This is a genomic window from Novosphingobium sp. (assembly GCF_027486195.1).
Classification (GTDB): Bacteria; Pseudomonadota; Alphaproteobacteria; order Sphingomonadales; family Sphingomonadaceae; genus Novosphingobium.
The window spans coordinates 186,360-210,547 of sequence record NZ_JAIXPP010000020.1 but is presented as its reverse complement, the minus strand read 5'-3'; the positions used below and the strand labels follow the sequence as shown (position 1 = coordinate 210,547).

The 24,188-nt window shown below is 65.5% G+C and carries 19 protein-coding genes; 13 read left to right on the top strand and 6 right to left on the bottom strand.

Going from position 1 to position 24,188, the window contains the following annotated elements; genetic code table 11:
- Positions 1–9: 9 nt before the first annotated feature.
- Entirely contained in the window at positions 10–1,092 is a 1,083-nt protein-coding gene (locus tag Q0071_RS05130; RefSeq protein WP_298166002.1) for an aromatic ring-hydroxylating dioxygenase subunit alpha, read from the bottom strand.
- Positions 1,093–1,172: 80 nt separating this feature from the next.
- The gene (locus Q0071_RS05125) at positions 1,173–3,719 is read right to left on the bottom strand and encodes a TonB-dependent receptor (RefSeq protein ID WP_298166000.1); all 2,547 of its coding nucleotides are present in this window, start codon (positions 3,717–3,719) and stop codon (positions 1,173–1,175) included.
- A gap of 188 nt (positions 3,720–3,907) precedes the next feature.
- On the opposite strand from Q0071_RS05125, the gene Q0071_RS05120 reads away from it, so the two are divergent.
- A complete protein-coding gene (locus Q0071_RS05120; protein WP_298165998.1) occupies positions 3,908–4,867 on the top strand; it encodes an AraC family transcriptional regulator in 960 nt (319 codons plus the stop codon).
- Between the two features lie 9 nt (positions 4,868–4,876).
- Here the strand turns inward: Q0071_RS05120 and Q0071_RS05115 are convergent, their stop codons facing one another.
- Entirely contained in the window at positions 4,877–7,840 is a 2,964-nt protein-coding gene (locus tag Q0071_RS05115) for a sensor histidine kinase (RefSeq protein WP_298165996.1), read from the bottom strand.
- Positions 7,841–7,865: 25 nt separating this feature from the next.
- Complete coding sequence (locus Q0071_RS05110; protein ID WP_298165995.1) at positions 7,866–8,501, bottom strand: response regulator transcription factor; 636 nt, start codon at positions 8,499–8,501, stop codon at positions 7,866–7,868.
- A 339-nt stretch (positions 8,502–8,840) separates the two neighbouring features.
- On the opposite strand from Q0071_RS05110, the gene Q0071_RS05105 reads away from it, so the two are divergent.
- The 8 genes from Q0071_RS05105 (at position 8,841) to Q0071_RS05070 (ending at position 15,630) form a co-directional block, all read left to right on the top strand.
- Complete coding sequence (locus Q0071_RS05105; protein WP_298166073.1) at positions 8,841–9,671, top strand: alpha/beta hydrolase; 831 nt, start codon at positions 8,841–8,843, stop codon at positions 9,669–9,671.
- 7 nt (positions 9,672–9,678) lie between these two features.
- On the top strand, positions 9,679–10,161 hold the full coding sequence (dps, locus tag Q0071_RS05100; protein ID WP_298165993.1) for a DNA starvation/stationary phase protection protein Dps: 483 nt from the start codon (positions 9,679–9,681) through the stop codon (positions 10,159–10,161).
- Between the two features lie 33 nt (positions 10,162–10,194).
- Positions 10,195–10,872: a hydrolase gene (locus tag Q0071_RS05095; RefSeq protein WP_298165991.1), complete on the top strand. Its 678-nt coding sequence runs from the start codon at positions 10,195–10,197 to the stop codon at positions 10,870–10,872.
- A gap of 36 nt (positions 10,873–10,908) precedes the next feature.
- Entirely contained in the window at positions 10,909–11,175 is a 267-nt protein-coding gene (locus tag Q0071_RS05090; RefSeq protein WP_298165989.1) for a DUF1427 family protein, read from the top strand.
- A 98-nt stretch (positions 11,176–11,273) separates the two neighbouring features.
- Positions 11,274–13,121 (top strand): amidohydrolase, encoded by a 1,848-nt coding sequence (locus tag Q0071_RS05085; RefSeq protein ID WP_298165987.1) that lies wholly within the window; start codon positions 11,274–11,276, stop codon positions 13,119–13,121.
- A 4-nt stretch (positions 13,122–13,125) separates the two neighbouring features.
- Positions 13,126–13,551 (top strand): DoxX family protein, encoded by a 426-nt coding sequence (locus Q0071_RS05080; protein WP_298166071.1) that lies wholly within the window; start codon positions 13,126–13,128, stop codon positions 13,549–13,551.
- 4 nt (positions 13,552–13,555) lie between these two features.
- A complete protein-coding gene (locus tag Q0071_RS05075) occupies positions 13,556–14,266 on the top strand; it encodes a YoaK family protein (protein ID WP_298165985.1) in 711 nt (236 codons plus the stop codon).
- The gene (locus tag Q0071_RS05070; RefSeq protein WP_298165983.1) at positions 14,263–15,630 is read left to right on the top strand and encodes an alginate export family protein; all 1,368 of its coding nucleotides are present in this window, start codon (positions 14,263–14,265) and stop codon (positions 15,628–15,630) included. Before Q0071_RS05075 ends, Q0071_RS05070 begins: the two co-directional genes overlap by 4 nt.
- A gap of 4 nt (positions 15,631–15,634) precedes the next feature.
- On the opposite strand, the gene Q0071_RS05065 is transcribed toward Q0071_RS05070, so the two are convergent.
- Positions 15,635–18,565: a TonB-dependent receptor gene (locus Q0071_RS05065; protein WP_298165981.1), complete on the bottom strand. Its 2,931-nt coding sequence runs from the start codon at positions 18,563–18,565 to the stop codon at positions 15,635–15,637.
- 488 nt (positions 18,566–19,053) lie between these two features.
- On the opposite strand from Q0071_RS05065, the gene Q0071_RS05060 reads away from it, so the two are divergent.
- The 3 genes from Q0071_RS05060 to Q0071_RS05050 are packed head-to-tail and all read left to right on the top strand — an operon-like array spanning position 19,054 to position 22,339.
- Positions 19,054–21,042 (top strand): Tad domain-containing protein, encoded by a 1,989-nt coding sequence (locus Q0071_RS05060; protein ID WP_298165979.1) that lies wholly within the window; start codon positions 19,054–19,056, stop codon positions 21,040–21,042.
- A complete protein-coding gene (locus Q0071_RS05055) occupies positions 21,042–21,662 on the top strand; it encodes a TadE/TadG family type IV pilus assembly protein (RefSeq protein WP_298165978.1) in 621 nt (206 codons plus the stop codon). Before Q0071_RS05060 ends, Q0071_RS05055 begins: the two co-directional genes overlap by 1 nt.
- Positions 21,659–22,339: a hypothetical protein gene (locus Q0071_RS05050; protein WP_298165976.1), complete on the top strand. Its 681-nt coding sequence runs from the start codon at positions 21,659–21,661 to the stop codon at positions 22,337–22,339. Before Q0071_RS05055 ends, Q0071_RS05050 begins: the two co-directional genes overlap by 4 nt.
- Here the strand turns inward: Q0071_RS05050 and Q0071_RS05045 are convergent.
- A complete protein-coding gene (locus Q0071_RS05045) occupies positions 22,336–22,854 on the bottom strand; it encodes a hypothetical protein (RefSeq protein ID WP_298165974.1) in 519 nt (172 codons plus the stop codon). The two genes, Q0071_RS05050 and Q0071_RS05045, sit on opposite strands and share 4 nt — an antisense overlap.
- Positions 22,855–22,984: 130 nt before the next feature.
- Between Q0071_RS05045 and Q0071_RS05040 the strand changes: the two genes are divergently transcribed.
- Positions 22,985–24,130, top strand: a complete 1,146-nt coding sequence (locus Q0071_RS05040) for an aminotransferase class I/II-fold pyridoxal phosphate-dependent enzyme (RefSeq protein WP_298165972.1) — start codon at positions 22,985–22,987, stop codon at positions 24,128–24,130.
- The last annotated feature ends 58 nt before the right edge of the window (positions 24,131–24,188 follow it).

Genomic DNA, 24,188 nt, shown 5'->3' with positions numbered 1-24,188 from the left:
GTGCGACCTTCATTCCGCAATCTCCATAGCCGCAATGGTCTTGGTTTCGGCATCACGCTCGACCGGATCCTTGTCCTGCGCGCGCATGAGCCGGGTAAAAAGCGTGATCGCCTTGTCTGCAGTCGTCGGGACGGGCCGGCGCGAAGGATCGGCGCTGATCACGCGCTGCTGCGCTTCGATCATCACCTTGTCCTCATTGAAGGCCATCGTCGCGATATCGATCATCAGCTGAGCCATGGCTTCATCGCCGTGCTGCGCGGCGGGACCCCACGAATAGTAGTAGGTCGTCGTCGTCCCGCTGGTGGGAGTGACCGCCTGGCTGGTGAAGTTCGAATGGAGCGATGGCAAGTCATCGCTGGGCGGAAGGCCGCCGCAGGCTGCTGCCGTCCCGGCCGGGAAGAGCGCCGTGTAAAGCAGGAAGACGCCGGGCAGGACGAAGTCATACGTCGTCCAGATATCGACGGTCGTGTGTTCAGCGGCCTTGCCGAGTGGCGGGATCGGCGGAGAGCCGACTAGCCACCGCGAGGACCGGACGCCTTCCGGGATCGCTTCTACTTTCGCGCGGGTGTTCGACCACGAAAGATCGGCACCGAAGCTGGCGGCATGGACATAAGAGAGGTGCGTCAGGTCGAGCAGGTTGTCGTTGATCAGCTCGTAGTGCGCCTCATAATGGAGCTGACCGGTTTTCAGCACCCAAGCGGGATCGGTGAGCGCCTTAGACGGGGCAACGCGCGACGGATCGGCCCGGTCGATGTCGCCCATCCAGACCCAGATCCAATCGTTCTGCTCGACGACCGGATAAGTCCGAACACAGGCATTGGGCGGGATCATGTCCTGCCCCGGAATTTCGGCGCAACGACCGCCCGCCTCGAACCGCATGCCATGGTAGAGGCAGCGGATGCTGTCGCCCTCGATGCGCCCGTGGGAAAGCGGGGCGAGGCGGTGAACGCAGCGGTCCTCCATCGCCACCACGGTGCCATCGGACCTGCGCCAAAGCACCACCGGTTCGCCCAGCAGCATCCGCTGCAAGGGCTTGCCCGCTTCGAGTTCGTAGCTCCACCCTGCAACGTACCAGCAATTGCGGATCAACATGGCTGCCCCTTTCAAGGAAAGAAAAGACCCCGCCCGGCAGGAGGGTGTTTTGGCGCCGGGCGGGGGGACGATTGCTCGCCTCAGAACTTGACGCCGACCCTGGCGTACCATTCGGCTGGGCGGCTCCACGTGCCGTAGATCTGGCCGCCCGCGATCTGCGCCTGACCGGTGACGATGTAGCGCGTATTGGTGATGTTGGTGCCGCCCAGCGTGAGGTTCCAGTGATCCGAAGGGGACTCGTACGAGATGCTCGCGTTGAGCATGTCGAGGCTCGGACGGCGCAGCAGGAAGGTCCGCTCGGTGTCGTTCCACATGCTGGAGGTGCGGGTGTAGTCCGCCAGCAGCACGACCGCGCCCTTGTCGCCAAGACTGACCTTGTAGCGCGGTGTGACGTTGAACTTCCACTTGGGCGTCTTGGGCAGATCCGCGCCCAGAACGGTACCGGCCTGGAACGGATTGGCCGCTACCACAGCCTGCGGCAGCAGGCTGGTGTAGTAGGCATCGGTGTAGCCGACCGATGCGTTGATGGTGAGGCCCCTAACCGGCGCGATGACCGCTTCAGCTTCGAAGCCTTTGATCCGGGCGTTGCCGGCATTTTGGACCGTCGGGCTGACGCCTTGCTGGAAGTTCAGCTGGATGCCATCGTATTTGGTGGTGAAGGCGGCAAAATTGAGCTGGAGACGGCGGTCGAACAGCGTCGACTTGACGCCCAATTCAAAGCTCTCGGCCTTCTCTTCGTCAAAGTCCGGCGCGGTCGGCAGCGGATTGGACAGACGGGTGGTCCACCCGCCGGTCTTGTACCCGCGCGACCACGAACCATAGACCATCACATTGTCGTTCGGATGCAGCTGAAGGCCGACCTTGGGCGCGAAGTTGTTGAACTTCTTCTGCTGCGTGCCGCCCACATAGTAGCGCAGCGGCTCGCCAGGGACCGGGAAACCGAGGATGGACTGGCACGGATCGCCATAGATCGGGCAGTTGAACAGCTTGTAGTTGAAGCCGTTGTTGTCCCTCTGCCGCCCTATGAAGGTCTTGTCCTCATGGGTGTACCGGCCGCCGACAGTGATCCCGATGAGGTCGTTGATCCGCCAGTCGATCTGGCCGAACGCGGCATAGTTCTTCGTCTTGAGATCGTTGGGTCCGACGATCTGCAACAGGCCCTCGGCGAAGGTCACGTAGTCCAGCATCTTGCCTTCCTCGCGGAAGTAGTAGCCGCCGAGGACGAAGTTGAGCTTCTTGTCGAGCGCGGAGCCGATAAGCTGGACTTCCTGGCTGAACTGGTTCTGCGTGAGCGAGAATGACGGTTCGAGGATCGCAGCAGGCGAGTTGTCGAGATCGACGCCTGCCGCCCATTTGATATTGCGATAACCGGTGATCGATTTCACCGCGATGGTATCGGTGATGTCGTAGTCCAGCACCCCGGTGAAGCCGTAGACCTTCATGTTCGAGAAGCTGTTGCCTGTGGCAAAGCTCTTGTCCTTGTCGGCCGAGACCCAGCGGTTGTCATAGGGCAGCCGGTCGTTGCCGGGATTGCCATCGACGTTGACGCTGGCGAGCGGCGGCAGGTTCGCTCCCGGATTGAGCGGAGTTCCGCGCACGCCGCACAGCGCGCCCGCATTGCGCGCCGCGATCTGATCCGGCGTGGCGCCGATGCAGAAGTTGTAGAGACCGGCAAACAGGAACCCGGACGATCCGGTCACCACATCGAGCGCAGTGCCCGGAATGTTGTTGGCCGCAAGGCCGGCAAACGGCCCCGGCACGCCCGATGTCACCGCCAGCACCGAGTTCGGCGTCGCCGACTGGTCGATCTTGAGATAATCGCCGCCGAGCGTGACCTTCAGCTTGTCGCTCGCCTGCCACTGCAGCTTGCCGCGAATGGTCCATTCGTGCTGTCCCCCTTCGCGGTCCGACGTCCGGTAGCCCGAAGCCGGCAAGGCGCCCACGCGGTCGGTCGAATAGGGCGTGGCCGAGGTATAGGGCACGCGAACCTGATAGCCGTCGCGGTTCTTGGTCGAGAAGGTAAGCGAGCTGCGCAGCGTGTCGCTGAGCGGCAGATCGATATAACCGCGCGCGTCGATCCGGTTGTAGCGGCCGGTCGTGATGTCCGCCTGGACGGCGGGCTTGTCACCCGGCGTGCGCGTCACCACGCTGATCGCGCCGCCGATCGTGTTGCGGCCAAACAGGGTGCCTTGCGGCCCCTTGAGCACTTCGATGCGCTCCACGTCGGGCAGATCGAGGTTCGCACCCACCGTGCGGGCGAGGTAGACACCGTCGAGATAGATGCCGACACCGGGATCGATGTTCATGGCAAAATCATTCGCGCCGATGCCGCGAATGAACGCCGAAAGCACTGCGGTGGAGCCCGAAAACGGCGTCCCGCCATCGAGCGTGACGTTCGGCGCGGCATTGGAAAGCTGCGCGACATCCGACACCGCACGTTCGCGCAGTGCATCACCGGCGAAGGCCGAGATCGCGATCGGCACGTTCTGGACGTTCTCGGCACGCTTCTGCGCTGTCACCACGATTTCCGCGATGCCGCCCTCGGCCTGCGCTTCCTGCGCATGCGCGGCGATGGGTGCGCAGAGCGCAAGGATGCTCGCAAACGTCTTGAATCTGGCCATGCGCATTCTCCCCCTCGCGCCCTGTCTGGGCGTCGTGTCGTCATTTCTGGGGAAGAGTTATGGCAGGTGCAGCGCGGCCTGATATGGCGCATTGCGCACAATGAACCGGGTCAAAAGTGCGCTCCGTCCGTCCGGCTTTGCCACGGATCATCTCACATGGTAGTTTTCGCAGCGGGAGAACACGGGATATCGGAATGCAGGAACTCTTGCGAGTCTCGACTGCGGATGCGCCGATCGGGCAGAAGCATGCCTATTGGACGCGGCAGGTTGCGACCCATGTGAGCCGGCTTGAAATCGATGTGCGCAAGAAGCTCGATTTCGTCGGCGCGTTCTCGGTCCGCACGCTCGGCCCCGCCCGTCTTCTGCTTATCGACGCCGAGTTCCAGAGCGCCGTCCATCGCGGTGACAGCGCCGAAGATCAGGTCAGGATCATCTACATCGATCAGGGCCACATGGACATTCGGCGGTTTCATCGCCGCATGCCGGTTGCCCAAGGCGAATGGTGCATCCTCGACGACCGCGAGGACTATGCCTTCACCACATCGGAAAACTGCTCCGCCATCGTGCTGCAATTCCCCGGCCCATGGGCCCGGCGCTTCGTGCCGGAGCTGTCGGAAGAAATCATTTCCAGCACCTCCTGCCTGCCCAACTGGGAGCGGGCGCTCGCTTTCGCGATGAAGGCGATTGGCTGCTGGGAAGTCTTCGAGGCGGCGCTCGACGATGTTCAAGTGGTGGAGCATGTCGGCGGACTGCTGACGCTGGCGCTGGGCCGGAGCGCTCCGCTGGTGACCCGGCACAAGTCCACGATCATGCGCGGCGTGCGCAAGTCCATGCTGGAACGCTATATCGACCCCAAGCTCAGCGTGGCAGACATTGCGCAGGACAACCGCATTTCACGCCGCTATCTGCACCAGCTCTTCGCCGAAAATGGCGAAAGCTTCGGGAAGCAACTGCTCAAGCTGCGGCTGCAGCGGGCCGAGCAGATATTGGGCGATTATCGCTTCAGGAAGCTGACGATCGCCGAGATCGCCCAGTCCGTCGGCATATCCGACCCGGCCCTGTTCTCGCGTCATTTTCGCAACCACTATGCTTGCACCCCCACGATGTTCCGGGGATCACGCTTCGCCCGGCTTGCCGGGGAAGCAAAGGCCTAGGTCCCGACTCTAGAACGTATGGCCGGGCAGATAGGCGAAGCGCGCCGGCACGATCAGGCGGATCTCCGTTCCGAACCCTTCGGCGCTCTCTATGCGCAGTCTGGCCTTCATGGCCCGGGCGCGTTCATACATGCCGAGGAGGCCGAAGTGCCCGGGTCGCCCGCGCGGCGAAACGAAGTCGCGGCGGATCCCCTTGCCGTTGTCGCGCACGAAGGCGCTGAAATGGAGCCGGCTGAAGACCACGCCGATATCGACGCGCGTGGCTTCGGAATGGCAGGCGGCGTTGTTGAGCGCTTCGCCGAGGACGGCGAGCACTTCATCGACCAGTTCGGGCAGCAGACGGCGCGGCTTGCCCTGAACCTGCAGCGGCCCGATCAGCCCGGCCGGGTAGATTTCCTGCGCGGCAATCCGGGTGAGCTCGGTCAGGATGTTGCGTTCGTCCATCCGGCGAAGCCCGGTCACGCGGTCGCGGCCCTCCACCAGCATTTCCTCGGCACGGTCCAGCGCGGGGACGAGAATCGCCTGCGCATCGGCATCGTGTGCGAAGCGGTCCGCCACAGCCTGAAAGCGCAGGATCAGGCCCTGCACGCCCTGGATCATCGTATCGTGGAGTTCGCGCGCGATCCGCTCGCGCTCGCGGTTGCGCTCCAGCATGCGGTCCCGGATCTGGCCGCTCACCTGGCTGAGGCGCAAGCTGAACGTGGCGTAGAGCCCGCCGCAGATGGCGAGGACGGCAAGGACCGTGAACCACCAGGTTTGGTGCCAGGCGCGGGCGATGGTGAAGGAGACGCGCAAGGGGGTGGGGCTCCACACTCCGTCCTCGTTGGCCGCGAGCACTTCGAAGGTGTAGTCGCCGGGACGAAGATCGGCGAACACGGCTTCGCGCACGTTGCGCACGCTGGTCCATGCCGCATCCGCGCCAAGCAGCCGGTAGCGGAACCGGACCCGCTGGGGCACCGCAAGGCTGGTTGCGGTATAGCCGATCTCGATCCGCGTCGTGCCGGCCGGAAGCACCATTCCGCCGGTCGCAGCGAAGCGTAGCCCCTTGGCCATGATATCGCGCACCAGGACGGTCGGAGGCAGGGGATTGGCGGAGATGGCAGCGGGATCGATGAAGAGGATGTTGCGCCGGGTGGCGAACCACACCCGCCCGTCGCCGCCGATCACGACCTGATCGCCGCCGCCTTTCTGGACGAAGCTGTTGAGCCCATCGCGGAAATCGAACACGCGCGCGGAAACCGGGGCGCCGGGCCGGGCGAGGGCATGCGCAAGATCGGCGGTGCGCAGACGCACGATGCCCATATCGCCGATGCCCCAGCTTTCGCCGCCGTGCCCTTGCGCAAGCCCGTTGAGCGAAGCCGCCCAGGGATAGCGCTGCTTGTCCAGCAGCGGCGGGCCGGGCAGGAACGGCGCGGACAGGCCTGCAGAGCCGCTGACGAGCAGCGTGCCCTGCGCCCGCAGCAGACCCTCGATGCCGCCGCTCGCCACCGCGCGATTGTCGAGCGCGAGGAACGGCGTGGGGCCGCGCGGCGCCCCGGCGCGGAACTGGATCACCGCGCGTCCATCCGGCAGCAGCGCGGCATTGCTGGGAACGCCGGTGTTGGGACCAAGCCCGGGCCAGACGCGCCAGCGCCCTGCTTCGAGCACGAAGAGACCGTGATCGAGCGCCGGCAACCACAACCGGCCAGCGGCATCTTCGGCGCAGGCCTGCGCGGTGAACGTCGCACGCTTGGCCCTGCGCGCGCCGCTGCCTTCCTTGGCATCCAGCCGAACGACCTTGTCTGCGAGCACGGCCCAGATACCACCGGCCCGCGCGGGACAAAGCGCTTCGACCGCGTCCTGGGTGGCAAGGATCCGGACGGGATCCGCTCCTGGCGCGATCCGGTAGATTCCGCTGCCTTCGGCGGCATAGACCACTCCGGCCTGGTCCACAGTGAGCCGGTACGTGTTGGCCGAATTGATCGGAATGCCCGGCGCAACCGTGATCGGCACCCGCCGCAGCATGTTCAGCCCCAGTTCGGTGCCGATCCAGATATTGCCTTCCCGGTCCTGAAAGATCGCGCGGGTCTGGTTTGAGAGCAGGCCGGTCGTCATATCGAGCCGGGTCACTTCTGTGCGACCAGCCGGACTGAGCGGTGCCACGACGCGCACGACGCCGCTGCTCCATGTCGCCTCCCACAGATCGCCGCGCCGGTCGAACAGGGTGCGTGTGCCCCCCGCAGGATCGGCATGGCTGTGCTGCGGTCCGGTTCTGATAGGTTCCGACCCACCTTGCGCGATCTGCTGCGTGCCCGTCCGGTCGGAAAGCCAGATGCCGCCTTTCGCATCCTGCGCCAGGCTAGCGCGCGGGGGCACGATCAAGCCGGTCGGCTCGAACGTCTGCCTGCCGGGAAGGCGGCGGTAGATGGTGCGTTCCAGCACGACCCAGAGCGTGCCGCCGCGCGCGAAGAGCAAGTTCCAGATCGGCTGTTCGGGCAAGCCCGAGGCGCTGTCGAACTCCTCCCAGCGGCCGCCGGAAAACCGCGCCAGCGAGCGAACGGTGCGCCCGCCGCGAGCGACCCAGATCGCCCCATCGGGGCCTTCCACGATATCGTTCACCTCGCGCGAGGGATTGGGCATGCCTGAAGGTCGGAGCCGGCCCTGTCGCCAGACGAGCAGGCCCTGTCCGCGCGCCAGCCCGATCCAGACATCGCCATTGCGCGCGGCCAGGACCTGCGAGACCACCAGCCGCTGCCCATCCTCGACTTGCTCGAACGTGACGCCGTCAAACCGGAACAGGCCGTCAACGCCGCCGATCCAGAGCATGCCGTCAACCGACTGGGTGATCGAATTGATCCGGCTTGGGGCACCTTCTTCCAGCGACCAATGCGTGATCCGGAAACCCTGCAAGGCATCCTGGTCATTCGCAGATGCACGCTCGCCGATCAGGAGGATCAGGGCCGCGAGGCACTGAACCACCAACCTGCAGGCCATCGCCCCCCGGCGCGGCAGGCAACTGCTAAAGCTCAATGATGCCCCGGCGCGCGGCGGTGGTCACCGCATGGGTGCGATCGCTGACATTGAGCTTGGAAAAGATGCTCTTGATGTTCGACTTGACCGTTTCCTCGGCGACGCCAAGCCGCCAGGCAACCTGCTTGTTGGACTGGCCGCCCGCGATCATCTGCAGGATCTCGACCTCGCGCGCGCTCAGCGCATCCTGGATGGCGTGGAGCGCGATCTCGTGCGCCACATCGGGGTGCAGATGGCGCTGGCCCTTGTGAACCGTGCGGATCGCGCTGAGCAGTTCGCGGCGCAGGCTGCTCTTGAGGAGGAAGCCCGATGCGCCCGCACGCATTGCTTCCAGCGCCTTGGCATCGCCCGAATAGGTCGTCAGCACGATGATCCGTGCATCGGGTGCTTCGGCGCGGATCGCCCCGATCGCCTCGACACCGCCCATCTCGGGCATGCGCAGGTCCATCAGCACGATATCGGGCTTCAGCTCGCGGAACAGCCGCACCGCGTCCACGCCGGTCTCCGCCTCGCCGGCGATCACCATGTCATCCTGCAGCGCGATCACCGAGCCCACGCCCTCGCGCAGGATGGGGTGATCGTCGGCGATCAGGATGCGGATCGGCATGGCAGGCGCGGCAGGCATGTCGGGCTCCGGAAAGGACTGGGCCGAGTGCGAAAGCCGTTCGCTCGCATTCGGTCCTGCTGAAATATCATGCCGCGCAAGGGCTTGAAACCCACTCGAAAGTGGGCGGCACGTGCCCCCGTCCGGGTGTTCCCGACCGGACACGGGAAGCGCACTCTCGCAGCGGATTTGAGCAGGGGAGAACACGCCGTGACCGATCAACAGGCACCAGCCGCAGGCCCCGCGCTTCGCCGCCGGGATTTCATGGCGGCCACGTCGGCGGGAGCGATCCTTGCGACCCTTCCCGGCCCTGCGCTGGCCGCCGCTACCACCACACCCCCCACATCAGGAGACCGCACCATGGGTACCGTGACCACGAAGGACGGCACGTCCATCTTCTATAAGGACTGGGGCCCCCGCGATGCGCAGCCCATTGTGTTCCACCACGGCTGGCCGCTGAGCGCGGACGACTGGGACAACCAGATGATGTTCTTCCTGCTCCATGGCTACCGCGTGATCGCGCACGACCGGCGCGGGCATGGCCGCTCGACCCAGACCGATACCGGCAACGAGATGGACACTTACGCCGCCGATGTCGCGGCGCTGACCGATCATCTCGATCTCAGAAATGCGATCCATGTCGGCCATTCGACCGGTGGCGGTGAAGTGGCGCATTATGTCGCGCGGGCGAGAGCCGGGCGCGTTGCCAAGGCGGTACTGATCGGCGCTGTCCCGCCGATCATGCTCAAGACCGCTGCCAACCCCGGCGGCCTGCCGATGGAGGTGTTCGACGGCTTCCGCGCGGCGCTTGTCGCCAATCGCGCGCAGTTCTTCCGCGATGTGCCGACAGGGCCGTTCTACGGCTTCAACCGGCCGGGCGCGAAGGTGAGCGAAGGGCTGATCGACAACTGGTGGCGGCAGGGCATGATGGGCGGTGCCAAGGCGCACTACGATTGCATCAAGGCCTTCTCGGAAACCGATTTCACCGAGGATCTCAAGGCGATCCAGGTGCCAGTGCTGATCATGCACGGCGAGGATGACCAGATCGTGCCGATTGCCGATTCCGCGCAGCTTGCGATCAAGCTTGTGAAGAAGGGCACGCTCAAGACCTATCCGGGGCTGCCACATGGCATGGCGTCCACGCATCCGGACGTGATCAATGCCGATCTCCTTGCGTTCTTCAAGGCGTGAGGCGGACATGAGCTACATCAGCCGCCTCGACCTCTCCGAGCATGTCCGCAAGCAGGCCTGCGGGCTGCTGCAGGCCCGCCTGTCCGATGCGCTCGATCTCGAAGCGCAGGCCAAGCAGGCGCACTGGAACGTGAAGGGCCCGCACTTCCTCCAGCTCCACGAACTGTTCGACCGCCTCCACGGCGAGATCGAGGACTTCGTGGACATGCTGGCAGAGCGCATCACCACGCTCGGCCACGTGGCGGATGGCCGCATCGCGACGACCGCCGCCAATTCCACGCTTTATGGCTATCCGCTCGAGGCGAGTGGCGGCGAGGCGCACCTCAAGGCGCTTTCCGCCAGCCTCGGTGCCTTCGGCAAGGCGGCGCGTGATGCCATCGATCAGGCCAGCCTCGCGGGCGATGCCGATACCGCAGACCTGTTCACCCAGATCTCGCGCGAGACCGACAAGCAGCTCTGGTTCCTCGAAGCGCATCTCCAGGCGCACTGAACCGGACCAACCCTCTCCCGAAAGGAGCATCCCATGTCCTTCCGATCCCAGAAATTGATCAACGCCGACGACACGCTGTTCATCTTCATCGATCACCAGCCGCAGATGGCCTTCGGCGTCACCAGCATCGACCGCCAGCTGCTCAAGAACAACACGGTCGCGCTCGCCAAGGCAGCCAAGCTGTTCGGCGTGCCGATCATCCTCACCGCGGTCGAAACCGAGGCCTTTTCGGGCTACATCTGGCCCGAACTGCTCGACGTGGTGCGGCAGAAGCCGATCGAGCGGACCTCGATGAACTCGTGGGATTCCGATGAACTCGTTGCGCAAGTTAAGGCCAGCGGGCGCAAGAAGCTGGTCATCGCCGCGCTGTGGACCGAGGCCTGCCTGCTCTACCCCACGCTCTCCGCGATCGAGGAAGGCTTCGAGATCTACTTCGTGACCGATGCCTCCGGCGGCACTTCGCTCGAAGCCCATGACGCCGCGATCCGCCGCATGGAGCAGGCGGGCGCGCACCCGCTGACGACGATCAACGCGCTGCTCGAACTCCAGCGCGATTGGGCGCACCGTGAGACCTACGACGGCGTGATGGACATCGTGCGCGAGCACTTCGGTGCCTACGGCATGGGCGTCGATTACGCCTACACCATGATCCACAAGGCCCCCCAGCGCGGGACATTCCCGCATGAGGCGCCCCACCCGGCAGGGCACTGAACCCGCCCGCAGGCCTGACCGGGAGACCTCCTGCCCATGAAACCCTACCTTGTCGCTCTAGGCATCGGGCTGCTTGTCGGCGCGATCTACAGCCTGCTCGGTACGCGATCGCCTGCCCCTCCCGCGATCGCGCTGCTCGGATTGCTCGGCATGTTGCTGGGCGAACAGGCTGTGCCGCTGGCGATACGGGTATGGCATGGGCAGGAGGTCGCTTCTTTCTGGAGGACCAACTGCGCCGCGCGGGTGACGGGATTGCCACCTGCTGCGGCGCCTTCTTCCTCCGCCGAACCGCACCAGCCATGAGCGCCACCCGGCGCGGCACGCTTTCGGGGCTCGCCGGCACGGCGGCTCTCTCGCTCTTGCCCGCACACTTGCGCGCCGCGTCCCCAAGGAACGCACCGATGACCGACGATCTCATCATCCACAACGCGCTCATCAGCACGCTCGATCGCGCCAATCCGCGTGCCGAGGCCGTGGCGATCCGCGATGGACGCATCCTCGCCGTGGGCAGCGAGGCCGAAGTCCGCGCCGCCGCGCCCGATGCGACCCTGATCGACGCGGGCGGACGGCGTCTGATCCCGGGCCTCATCGACAGCCACATGCACATCATTCGCGGCGGGCTGAACTTCAACATGGAGCTGCGCTGGGACGGCGTGCCAACGCTGGCGGACGCGATGGCCATGCTGAAGGCGCAAGTCGACCGCACGCCCGCCCCGCAATGGGTGCGCGTGGTGGGCGGCTTCACCGAGCATCAGTTCGCCGAAAAGCGCCTGCCCACCCTCGCCGAGCTCAATGCGGTCGCCCCCGATACGCCGGTGTTCATCCTCCACCTCTACGACCGCGCGCTGCTCAATGCTGCGGCGCTGCGCGTGGTCGGCTATGGCAAGGATACGCCGAACCCGCCGGGCGGCGAGATCGTGCGCGACGCCGCTGGCAATCCCACCGGGCTGCTGCTGGCCCAGCCCAACGCGACGATCCTCTATTCAACGCTCGCCAAGGGGCCGAAGCTGCCCGAGGACTACCAGATCAATTCCACCCGCCATTTCATGCGCGAGGTCAATTCGCTCGGTGTCACCAGCGTGATCGATGCGGGCGGCGGCTTCCAGAACTACCCGGACGACTACCGCGTGATCGAGAGGCTCCATGCGGACGGGCTGATGACCGTGCGGATCAGCTACAACCTATTCACGCAGAAGCCGAAGGAGGAGCTGGCGGACTTTGCCGGCTGGGTGAAACAGGTCAGCCCGGGGCAGGGCGACGATACCTATCGCCACAACGGCGCGGGCGAGATGCTCGTGTACTCCGCCGCCGATTTCGAGGACTTCCGCGTCGAGCGGCCTGACATGCCGCCCCATATGGAGGGCGATCTCGAACCGGTGATCCGCCTGCTGGCTGAGCACCGCTGGCCCTGGCGGCTCCACGCGACCTACGACGAGACGATCGGCCGCGCGCTCGATGTCTACGAGAAGGTCAACCGCGACATTCCGCTTGAGGGGATCAACTGGTTCTTCGACCATGCGGAGACGATCAGCGACCGCAACATCGACCGCATTGCCGCGCTGGGCGGAGGGATCGCGGTGCAGCACCGCATGGCCTTTCAGGGCGAATACTTCGTCGAGCGCTATGGCCGCCGCGCTGCCGAGCGCACCCCGCCGATTGCGCGGATGATCGCGGCAGGCCTCCCAGTCGGCGCGGGCACCGATGCGACGCGGGTGGCAAGCTACAATCCCTGGGTCTCGCTCTCGTGGCTCGTTACCGGGCGGACGGTGGGCGGCCTCTCGCTCTATCCCGGCGCCAACCGCGTGAGCCGCGAAAAGGCGCTGGCAATGTGGACGCACGAGAACGCCTGGTTTTCCAGCGAAACGGGCAAGAAGGGTCAGATCAAGGCCGGTCAGCTCGCCGATCTCGTCCTGCTTTCGGCCGATTACTTTGCCGTGCCCGAGCATGAGATCGCGCACATCCGTTCGGTGCTGACGCTGCTGGGCGGCCGGGTGGTGCATGGTGAGGGCAGTTTCACCGGGCTTGCCCCTGCGCTGCCGCCGCCGATGCCGGACTGGTCGCCGGTGCGGACTGTCGGCGGCTATCACCGCGAACCGGAAACCGCTGCCAAGCTGGCGGCGGCCTGCGGCTGCGCCTCGGCCTGCCAAGTCCACGGTCACGATCATGCCCGCGCACTGGGTGCAGCAGCGCCGGCAGCCGATGTGCAGGGTTTCTGGGGCGCGTTCGGCTGCGGGTGCTGGGCAGTCTGAGATGATGGATCCCGAACCGCGCGCGGTCCACGCGCTACTCGATTGGCCGCCGGTGTGGTTTGTCTCCCGGCTGCTGCTGGTGGGTGCCTACGCGGTGGGCGCTGTTGCCAAACTGACCGACTGGCCGGGCGCCGTAGCCGAGCAGGCGCATTTCGGGATGAGCCCGCCTGCGCTCTGGGCCGGACTGACCATTGCGGTCGAGATCGTGGGGCCGCTGCTGATCCTCACCGGGCGGCTGGTCTGGCTGGGGGCGGGTATGCTCGGCGTGTTCACGCTGCTCGCCGCGATCAAGGCCAATGCCTTCTGGACCATGGCCGGCCTGGCCCGCTTCGCCGCGACCAACGCCTTCTTCGAGCATCTTGGCCTGATCGGCGGCTTCATCCTCGCGGCACTGGTGGCCGAACATGCCCGGCGTGAGGGGCGGCTCTAGCACCATGGCCAGCCAGCCCACCGTCTCACTCAAGACCCCCGCCCCGCTGCTGCGATTGCTGCTCCTGCTCTCTGCAACGACCGGCATGCTCGATGCGGCGAGTATCCTGTGCCTCGGCAAGGTGTTCACCGCGAACATGACCGGCAACGTGGTGTTCCTGGCCTTTGCAGTGGCCGGCGCTCCGGGCTTCTCGCCGCTGCCGTTCATCGTGGCGCTGGCCGCGTTCATTGGCGGCGCGATGGTGGCGGGGCGCATCTGGCGCACTCGCGGTTCGCACTTGCTGCGCGATTGGCTGGTGGTCGCTGCTGGCATCGAAACCGTGCTGCTCCTCCTCGCCGCGCTGGTCGCCACCCGGTTCGACATCGCCCGCGGCGAGCCGCTGTGGAAGCTGGCAACGATCCTTGCGCTCGTGTCCGCCGCAATGGGCTTTCGCAACGCGGTGGTGCGCCAGCTGAAGGTGCCCGATCTCACGACGACGGTGCTCACGCTGACGATCACCGGCATCGCTTCGGATTCGCGGCTGGCGGCGGGGCCGTCGCCGAACCTGCCCGCGCGCCTCGGTGCCGTCTTGGCGATCTTCGCCGGTGCCGTGGCGGGCGCGCTGCTGGTCCTTCATGCCGGTCTCGCGGTCACTCTGGCGCTGACGGCGGCGCTGGTGCTGGTCGGCACGCTGGTATTCGCGCGTCACCCGTTGATGGCAGACCTCAAACGGTGAGCCTGCGGCTGGTCCTGCGTGCGGCGGTCGGATCGGCGGCGCTGCTGGCAGGTACGCCCGCCGACGCCGAGCCGCCCCAGCGCACCAACTTGCGCTATGACGAGGATTGGTCGGCCAATGCGGGCAAGCCCGGCATCGAGGGGCTCAAATACCTGAAGCTCGACGATGCGGGTCCAGCTCATGCCACCTTCGGGCTGGAACTGCGCGCGCGCTACGAAGGCTTCGACAACCCGCTGTGGGGGGATGATCCGGATACGGGCTACCTCTGGCTGCGCGCGATGCCCTATGTTGATCTGCATGCCGGGCCGGTGCGGGCCTTTGTCCAGCCGATCGCCGGCTATGTCCGGGGCCTTTCCGGACGCAAGGGGCAGGCGGACGAGACGGGCGTCGATCTGCTGCAGGGCTTTGCCGATCTGCGCCTTGCCCTGCCGGGGGAGGGATCGATCACCCTGCGCGGGGGGCGCGGCCTGATCGGGCTCGGCTCCGAACGGCTGGTCGGGCTGCGCTATGGGCCCAATATCCCCCAGGCCTTCGATGGCGTGCGCGTGATTGCCAGCCGGGGCCGCTTCCGGCTCGATGCCTTCCACGTGCGCCCGGTGCAGGTGGGTCTGGGCGATTTCGATGATCGCACCTCCGACACGCGGCGGCTCGACGGCGTTTATGCGACGGCGGTGCTGGGAGGCGGAGCCAGCGCCGATCTCTACTGGCTGGGCTATCGCAACCACGCCGCGCGCTTCGGCGGGGTGACGGGCGCCGAGACGCGCGACACCTTCGGCCTGCGCCTTTTCGGCAAGCGCGGGCAACTTTCGTGGAACTGGGAGATGATGATCCAGCGTGGCAGCTTTGCCGGCAAGCGCATCCGCGCCTGGTCGCAGGCGACCGAGACCGCGATCAGCTTCCCGCACTTGCGGCTTCAGCCGCGCCTGCGCCTGCGCGCCAATGTGGCGAGCGGTGACCGCGATCCGCAGGATGGCACGCTCGGCACCTTCAACGCCCTGTTTCCCAAGGGCCGTTATTTCGGCGAACTCACGCCGATCGGGCCGCGCAACATTATCAACCTGCACCCCAGCATCGACGTGAATCTGGGTCGCAGGATCAGCCTCGAACTCTCCGGCGCGGCCTTCTGGCGCGAGACAACGGGCGACGGGATCTATGACATACCGGGCCAGCTGATCCGCGCCTCCAGCGGCAGCAAGGCGCGGCATATCGGCAATCAGGTTGAGCTCGTCGCGAGCTGGCAGGTCAGCCCCATGCTGTCCTGCAGCGCCTCGCTCTCGCTGTTCGCGCCGGGTGCCTTCCTGCGCGATACGGGTCCTTCGCGGACCATCGGCATGGCCGGTCTCGAAACCGCCTTCAAGTTCTGACCGCTCAATAGCGCGCGCCGAAACCGAGCATATATTGCGGCCCAGGATAATAGACCGCGAACGCCGCGTTGGCGTAGCCCAGCGTGGTGCGCAGCGGTGTGTTGGTGATGTTGATCGCGCTGGCGGTGAACTGGAAACGCCCGGCGCTTTTCGGCACGCGGTAGATCAGCGAAAGATCGAGCTGTCCGCGCGGATCGGCGTATTGCGCAAGGTCGAGCCCGTTGAGCGGGCCATTGGCGGCGATGAACCGCCCGGCCCAGTCGTAGCGCGCGCTCGCCGAGACCGGGCCGCGTTCGTAAAACACTTCGCCCGAAGCCGACCAGCGCGGCACGCCCGGCGCGACAAGGCTTGTGGCCGATCGCTGGTCGAGCCAGCTTGCCGTGACAGTCAGGCCCGCGCCTGCCAGCAGCCGATCCAGCGGCTGGGTCCAGGCGAAATCGAGCCCCCAGATCAGCAGGCTCTCCAGATTGACCGGGCGGGTGAGCGAGACCGGCAATTGTGCCACCGGCACACCCGTCTGGAACGAGCGGTCACTCAGCACATTCTGCTGGGTCGATGAAAGCGCGGTGAAAGGGATGCCGAGCGAGGCGAAAGCAACCTGCTCCGATTGCACCACCGTAAACCCGTCGATGCTGCGCGAGAACGCGGCGAGGCGGACCGAGCCGATGCCGCCGGTCGCCCATTCCAGCCCCAGATCGAAGTTGCTCGAGGTATAGGGCCGGAGGCCGGGATTGCCTGCCGCCGCAATCTGGGCGGAGGAATCGGTGAAGACCGTGCTCGGCAGCAGCAGCGCGGGATCGGGCCGGGTCAGCGTCCGCGCGAAGGCAAATCGCAGCGTCAGGCGCCGGGTCAGCGCGGCGCGGATATTTGCGGAGGGGAGCCAGTTCCCGTAGCGCCGCTGCGCCGGAATCTCGACCACCTTGCCGTCCAGCAGCGCCACGCCCGTCACGGTCTGCCGCGTATCGACACCGCGCAGCCCGAGATTCAACGCCACCTCGCGCCCCAGCACCGTGAACCGGCCATTGGCCTCGCCATAGGCGGCAAGGACGCGCTCGCCGATATCGCCCGGCGGATTGCCGCCGACCTGTGTCGTCGCGAGCGGTGCGGCAGCGCTGAAGGCCTGATAGCCGGTCGCCTGCTTCAGCGCGGCGAAATCGGGCGCAATGAAACTGGTGTATCCCACCGGGCCTTTGGCGAGGCGGGCGAAATCGCTGATCGGCGCGCGCCGCAGAAGGCCTTCGAGTGCGGCATTGGGCACGCTGCCGTCCTTCCCGGCACAGTTCACGCCGCAGACCGCAAGCTGATACGCCGCGCTGTTGTCAAAGGAGCGGATCCTGCGCCGCGCGAGATCGTAGGTGCCTCCGATCTTCAGGTTCAGCCCTTCGCCTCCCAGCACCATGTCGAGCCGCGCGCTGTCAGTCTGTGTCTCGCGCGCGATGTTCTGGATGTTGAGCCGCGACCACTGCCAGCCGAGCCCCGGATCGCCGAGATCGCGGTTGGTGGTGATCACCGGCTGGCGCGGATTGCTCCGGTTGTCGAAGCGCACGTCGATCCCCGATTGCATCGGCGTCTGGAACAGGAAGGTCGGCTGCTCGCGCCCGAAGGTGCTGCGGTTGAGGCGGGCTTGCGCCTCGATCCGCAGATGCTTTGCCGCCTGCCACGAAAGCGCCCCGCCCAGCGCGTGGAAGCGGGTGTCCTGATCGGTCAGCGTCTCCTCGGCAAGGAAAGCGGAATTGGCGAAGAGCCCCGAGGTGACCACATTGTTGGCATCGACCGTGAGCCCGATGGGCACCATGCCACCGGTCGATTGCGGTGTCTTGCCCGGCCCGGAATTGCGGACATACCACTGCATGCCCAGCCGCTCATACCGCCGCGCCGCGTGGGCATAGAGCCCATCAAGCACGAGATGGATGCGGTCCGCCGGTTGCCATTCGATGGAAGCCATGGCCGCCGTTCGCCGCCGCTTGCCGCTTAGCGCAAGCTGGCGCGCGAGACGCGGGAGCAGGGCCGCGCTGATCTGTGGGAGCGACAGGCCGGACGTCGCGACGAGGTCGACCTGATCGCCGGGGTTGAGGCCGTGGCCTGCATTGGCCGGCACGACCGAGGCATAGCTGAAGCCGTTGCCGCTATCGCCGGGGAGCCGGCAGTCTGGTCCGCAGGCCGGCACATTGGCATCGGTCCAGCCGATCGTCTCGAACCCGTCGAGCCGCTGGCTTGCTTCCAGCATCGAAACGCCTGCCAGCATGCCGATCCGCCTGCCCGCCCAGCTGGCGATCGCCGTGCCGCGCGGCGAAGTTTTCCGGTTCGCGGCGCTGTATTGCGCCTGCCCGCTCAGCGTGATGGTCAGGCCCGGTCGGTCGGAAGGCCGCAGGGTCCGCAAGTCCAGCGTTCCGTTGATTCCGCCTTCGGGCATCCCCGCCGAAGCCGCCAGCAGCACATCGCCCCGGGCAAAGAATTCCGAGGGCAGGATATCGAGATCGACCCCGCGTCCGCGCGATCCGCCATTGGTGCCGCCATCGGAGGCCACCTGCAGCGGCGCGCCATTGAGCAGGACCCGCGCGAACTCCGATCCCAGCCCCCGGATCGAAAGCTGCACGCCTTCGCCGGTGATATCACGGCCCAGCCGCACGCCGGGCAGGCGGTCCAGCGTCTCGGCGATGTTCGCGCCGGATGTCCTCGCAATGTCATCCAGTGCCAGTGTCTCGATCAACTCCGGCGACCGGCGCCGGCGCTCCAGCGCTTCGAGCAGGGTGGAGCGCAGCCCCGTGACGAGGATCGGCGTGTCCGGCTGTTCATCGGCGGCCGCTGCAAGGCCTGGCTCGCTTTCGGCACCAACGGGCTGCGCCGAGGCCCCGCCCGGGCTGGCGATCAATGCACCCGAAACCGCTGCCACAAGGCGCTTGTACCCTCGCGCGTGAACAGCAACGCCAAGCACAACAGCGCTCCTCCCCCCATGATCGGAACAATACATCCATTTTGGCCAGGAGTCGTATGTCTATTTGGTCGCATGGTAAGTCCTCAAGCAGCGATCGGGCTGGCAAACAGTGGCTGAGAGCCGGCAATCAATACTTCCGGGGTGAGGCCTGCGAACCCGGCAGTGAATGCGAATTGTCGTGCGCATTCCAATTGTCTGGTGAAGCGTCTTTGATGCAGCCCCGGCCCCATCGAACGCGCGGGCGGCCTCGTCGCGGGGCGAGAGCTACCACCCCATTTACCATCGATCCTGCGGCATCAGCGCTTCCTGCGTAGTCTTCCCGTGGCAAATTTTTCCGCAAATTTACGATTTGGAAGGCGATTTGCCTGCATGGACGGAGCTTGGGTCATTCTCGTGCACGCGATCCGCCATTTGCGGCGGCGTTGCGTCCTATCGCGAAAGACCCCCGGGCTCCGGGCTCGGCCAGTCTGTTGGAGGAATGTCGCCACATGCCGCGTCGGTCGAAAGCAACGGGAGGCCAGTTCCGCGCCTCGATGCGATCACTGATCGGGAGCCTGCTGCGCGATACGGCAGGCAACACGCTGGGCATTGTCCTCGCCACGATCATTCTCCTTGTCAGCCTCGCAGGCAGCGGCACCGATATGGCGCGCGCCTACATGACCAAGACCAGCCTGCAGAATGCTTGCGATGCGGGCGTGCTGGCAGGCCGCAAGGCCATGGCGACCACGGGCACTTACGGGACCACGGAGACGGCGAAGGCGAACAAGATGTTCAACTTCAACTTCAACCCGTCCGCCACCAATTCCCAGAGCGTAGCCTTCACCACAGCTTCGTCCGGCACCGGTGCGGTAAGCGGGACGGCGTCGACGGTCATGCCCACGGTGATCATGGGCATCTTCGGCTTCAAGTCGATTACGCTGACAGTTGCGTGCAGCGCCGAACTGCAGATGGCGAGCGCAGACGTAATGTTCGTGCTCGATACCACCGGCTCGATGGCCTGCGACCCCAACGGCACCGATTGCGACAGTGACTCGACCTCGAAGATCATGGGCCTGCGCCAGGCGATCCGCGATTTCTACAAGACCGTGGCCGCCGCTGTGGTCGACAAGACCAATACGCGCATCCGCTTCGGGTTCGTGCCCTATACGGCGACGGTGAACATGGGCGGCATCGTCGCCGCCGGGCAGATGCCGACGAGCTATTTCGCCGACACCCAGCCGTTCCAGACGGCGCTTGCGAACTTCAAGACCAAGGTCTTTGTCCCCACGGCAGGCTCGCCTGTGGCGACCACCGAAACGTTCGGCTCCAGCATTACGCAGACGGATTGCAACAACTACGGCGTCAATGCCTATCCCAGCGCGGGCGGCAACCCCGTGGACACCGGCGGTCCAGCCCCTGCAAATACCGTCCGGACGACTTATTCATACAGGTCGTGGACCAAGGACAGCGGCAAAAATGCCACGACAGGTACCTGCGTGCGCAACAAGTCGGTGACGACGACGACCTATGCCACGCGCTATCAGTTCACCAACTGGACCTTCGACGCCGCGACGATCAACATGAGCGCTTTCAAGGGCATGGGCAACGTGCCCGTGGTCACCAACATCTCGGCGACCGCGACGGTGCCCAACGAAGGCACTTACGACATGCCCTCGCTGGCAGCACTCAACGGGACCACCGGCGTGACCGGGCTTACCACCACCAACACCAAGTGGGACGGCTGCATCGAAGAGCGCAAGACGGTCCAGAACCTCGCGATGAACCCGGTACCGAGCGGGGCGACCGACCTCGACATCGATTCCGTGCCGACGGACGATGACACCCGCTGGAAGATCTACGAGAACGATCTGCTGTGGTATCGTGGAACCAACACCGGCCCGCGCACCGAAACCTCGCTTTCGGGCACAGGCATCGTGCGCGAAAGTTCGCAGTGCCCGCCGCGTGCGATGCTCTTCACCGATGTCGACACCTCGGCTCCGACGGTCGTGCCGACCTGGCTCGACAACTACGTCAACACGCTGGTGGCATCGGGCAGCACCTATCATGATATCGGCATGATCTGGGGCGCGCGTCTGGCGAGCCCGACCGGGCTCTTCCAGTCCAATGTCAACGCCGATCCGGTCAAGTTTCCCTCGGTCAGCCGCCACATCATCTTCATGACCGACGGTGAAATGGCGCCGACGATCGACAGTTACAGCGCCTATGGCGAGGAAATGTACGACAACCGCGTGGCGCCATCTGGAACCACGAGCAGCACGCTGAAGAACTATCACAACAACCGCTTCCTTGCGGCCTGCACCAAGGCCAAGAACCTTGGCTATACCGTCTGGCTGATCGGCTTCGGCACCTCGCTCACCACGCAGATGACCAGCTGCGCGACCGCTGGCCGTGCCTACTACGCCAGCGATACGACCGCGCTCAACAACACCTTCAAGTTCATCGCCGGCCAGGTGGCCGACCTGCGGATCAACAAGTGATGGCTCGGCGCGCCATGCACCACTTCTTCCGCCGGCTGCGCGAGCACGCGTTGCTGCGTGACCGGCGCGGTGTCAGCGCTGTCGAATTCGGCTTGACAGCGCCGATCCTGTTTCTGGTGGTGTTCGGCACGTTGCAGATCGCACAGGGCTACTACGTCCGCACGGTGCTTACGGGGTCGATCAATGCGGCGGCGCGCAAATCGTCGCTGCAGAGCGGCCAGACCAACTCGACGACGCTCGACACGCTGGTTTCGAACAGCATCAAGTATGTCATGCCCACGGCGAGCGTCACGTTCACGCGGAAAAACTATGCCGAATTCTCCGCGGTCGGCATGCCGGAGGATTTTACCGATACCAACAAGAACGGCACGTACGACTCGACCGAATGCTTTGTCGATATGAACGGCAATGGTGTCTGGGATGCCGATATGGGCAAGACCGGCCTTGGCGGCGCGAACGATGTCGTCGTCTATACGGTGACCGTTTCCTACAAGCAGTGGTTCGGGTTCGCCAAGATGTTCGGCCTGCCCGAATACCAGACCGTTCCGCAGACGACGATCCTCAAGAACCAGCCCTTCGCGACCCAGTCCACCCGCACGGGGACATCGAAATGCCCATGACCGTTTCGCAACGGCCCACCGATCGCCATGCTGCAATGCCGCTGCGGCGGTTATTCATGCGCCTTGCGCGCAGCACCAGTGCTGTAAGCGCGGTCGAACTCGGCCTCGCCATGCCGTTCCTCATGGGCCTGTCACTGACGGGGGTCGAAGTGGTCAACCTCGCGCTGATCCACGTGCGTTTGAACCAGTTGGCAATTACCATTGCGGATAACGCCAGCCGCGCGAAGCAGACCCAGGTCAATGGCGCGCCGCAGTTCCGCGAATACGACATGAACCAGGTGTTTCGTGCCGCCGCGCTTCAGGCCGAGGACCTGCAGATCCCGACGCGCGGCCGGGTGATCGTCTCCAGCTTGCAAGTCAACAGTTCGGGCGGCCAGTGGATTGCCTGGCAGCGCTGCTGGGGCAAGAATACATGGGCCTCGCGCTATGGAACGCAGGGTACCGGCGCCACGGGCACCTCGTTCGCAGGCATGGGCTATACCACCTCGAAGATGACCGCCGATTCCGGGACCGCGATCATGTTCGTCGAAATCGCCTATGATTACAAACCGTTCTTCCTCGGCAGTGTGCTTCCCTCAAAGCTGATCCGCAAGGAAGCCGCGCTCTATGTGCGTGACGACCGCGATCTGACGAAGATCTACAATCCGTCACCCGTACAGACCGTCGCCACCTGCTAGGCAGGCGCGGCCGCTGGTGCAGGCACGAACCGGCTGATCACCCAGGCTACGAAACCGAACCACACGGCGCCCAGCGCAATCGCCACAATGACCTGGCGGAAGTTCTCGCCAGCCTGAATCACAGGCGCATTGAGCACGGTGATGAACAACATCGTGCTCTGGTTGCAGAAGAGCGCAGCGCGGCCGGCCACGACCAGAAAAACCGCGACGATCATCAGCAGCAGCGCCAGTATGATCAGCTGCGGGCTGCCCATTGCGGCGCCCGTTTGCAGCATGAAGCTGAGGCTCGCCCCCGTAAGCGCGCCGATCAGCGCGCCGGGCAGCGCCTTGAGCGAGAGTTCGTGCAGCGCCGACCAGGCCCACAGCAGCAGGAACCCCGCATAGAGCGGCGTGACATGCAGCCACGCGCCCAGCGCGACGAAACCGGCGATCACGACGATCACGCCCAGCGTGATGATCGCGGCTTGGCCCAAAGGCATCTGATGCGGCGGTGCCGCCCCGGCTGGTGTCGACATGATCTGGCTCTCCCACGGTGCCCGGTGCGGCTCTCCCGCCCGGATCTGCCGCGAAGGCTCGCCCGCGCGCCGGTCCTTGTCAACTGCCGGACCTTTGCGCCGCTTTGGGCGTGGTGCTAGGTGAGCCTCCATGACCGCTCTGCTCGATCCGTTTCACGCCATCACGATCTCCGCCATTGCCCAGCGCCTCATGGCCGAGGGCCGCTCGGTTATCCGCATGGAGTATGGCCAGCCCTCAACCGGCGCGCCGGCCGCAGCGCTCGCCCGTGCCCGCGCCGTGCTGGACGAGGAAGACAAGGGCTACTGGGAAAGCACCGAACTGCTGGCCCGGCTCGCACGATACGTGGAGGAGACCACCGGGGTTGCGGTCTCGCCATCCCAAATCGTGCTCACCTGCGGAGCCTCGCCCGCGCTGGTCATCGCGCTTTCGCTGCGCTTCGGCCCCGGCGCGCGCGTCGCCATCGCGCGGCCGGGCTATGTCGCTTATCGCAACACGCTGCGCGCGCTGCATATCGAGCCGGTCGAGCTGCCGTGCGGACCGGAAGTCGGCTACCAGATCACCGCCGCCGCGCTCGAAGCGCTCGATCCCGCGCCCGATGGCGTGATCATCGCCAGCCCTGCCAACCCGACCGGCACCGTGATCGCGCCCGAGGAAATGGCTGCGATTGCAGAGGTGTGCCGCGCGCGCGGGATCCGCATTGTCTCGGACGAGATCTATCAGGGCATCACTTATGGCGCGCCGGCCAGCTCGATGCTGCCGTCCGACCGCGAGGCGATCGTGGTGAACAGCTTCTCCAAGTATTTCAGCATGCCGGGCTGGCGGCTGGGCTGGCTGGTCGTGCCGCCGGATCTGGTCGATCAGGCGCGCGCGCGGATGGGCAATCTGTTCCTCACCCCGCCCTCGCTCAGCCAGCACGCGGGCCTTGCGGCGCTCGATTGCGGCGCGGAACTCGATGGCCATGTCCGCACCTATGCGCGCAATCGCGATCTGCTGCTGGCAGCGCTTCCGGCCTTGGGGCTCGCGCGGATCGCCCCGCCAGACGGAGCATTCTACGTCTACGCCGATATCGGCCACCTCACGCAGGATTCGATGGCCTTCTGCATCCGCCTGCTGGAGGAAACCGGTGTCGCAACTGCGCCGGGGATCGATTTCGACCCGGTCGATGGGCACCGCTTCGTGCGTTTCAGCTTTGCGGTTTCAACCCCGCTGGTGGAGGAAGCCATCGCGCGGATGGTGCCGTGGTTTCAGGCGCAAAATGCGCTGATTCAGGCCTGATCCTGCAACAAAAAAGGGGGCAGTCCAGAGACCACCCCCTCATTCTTTCCGGATCGAA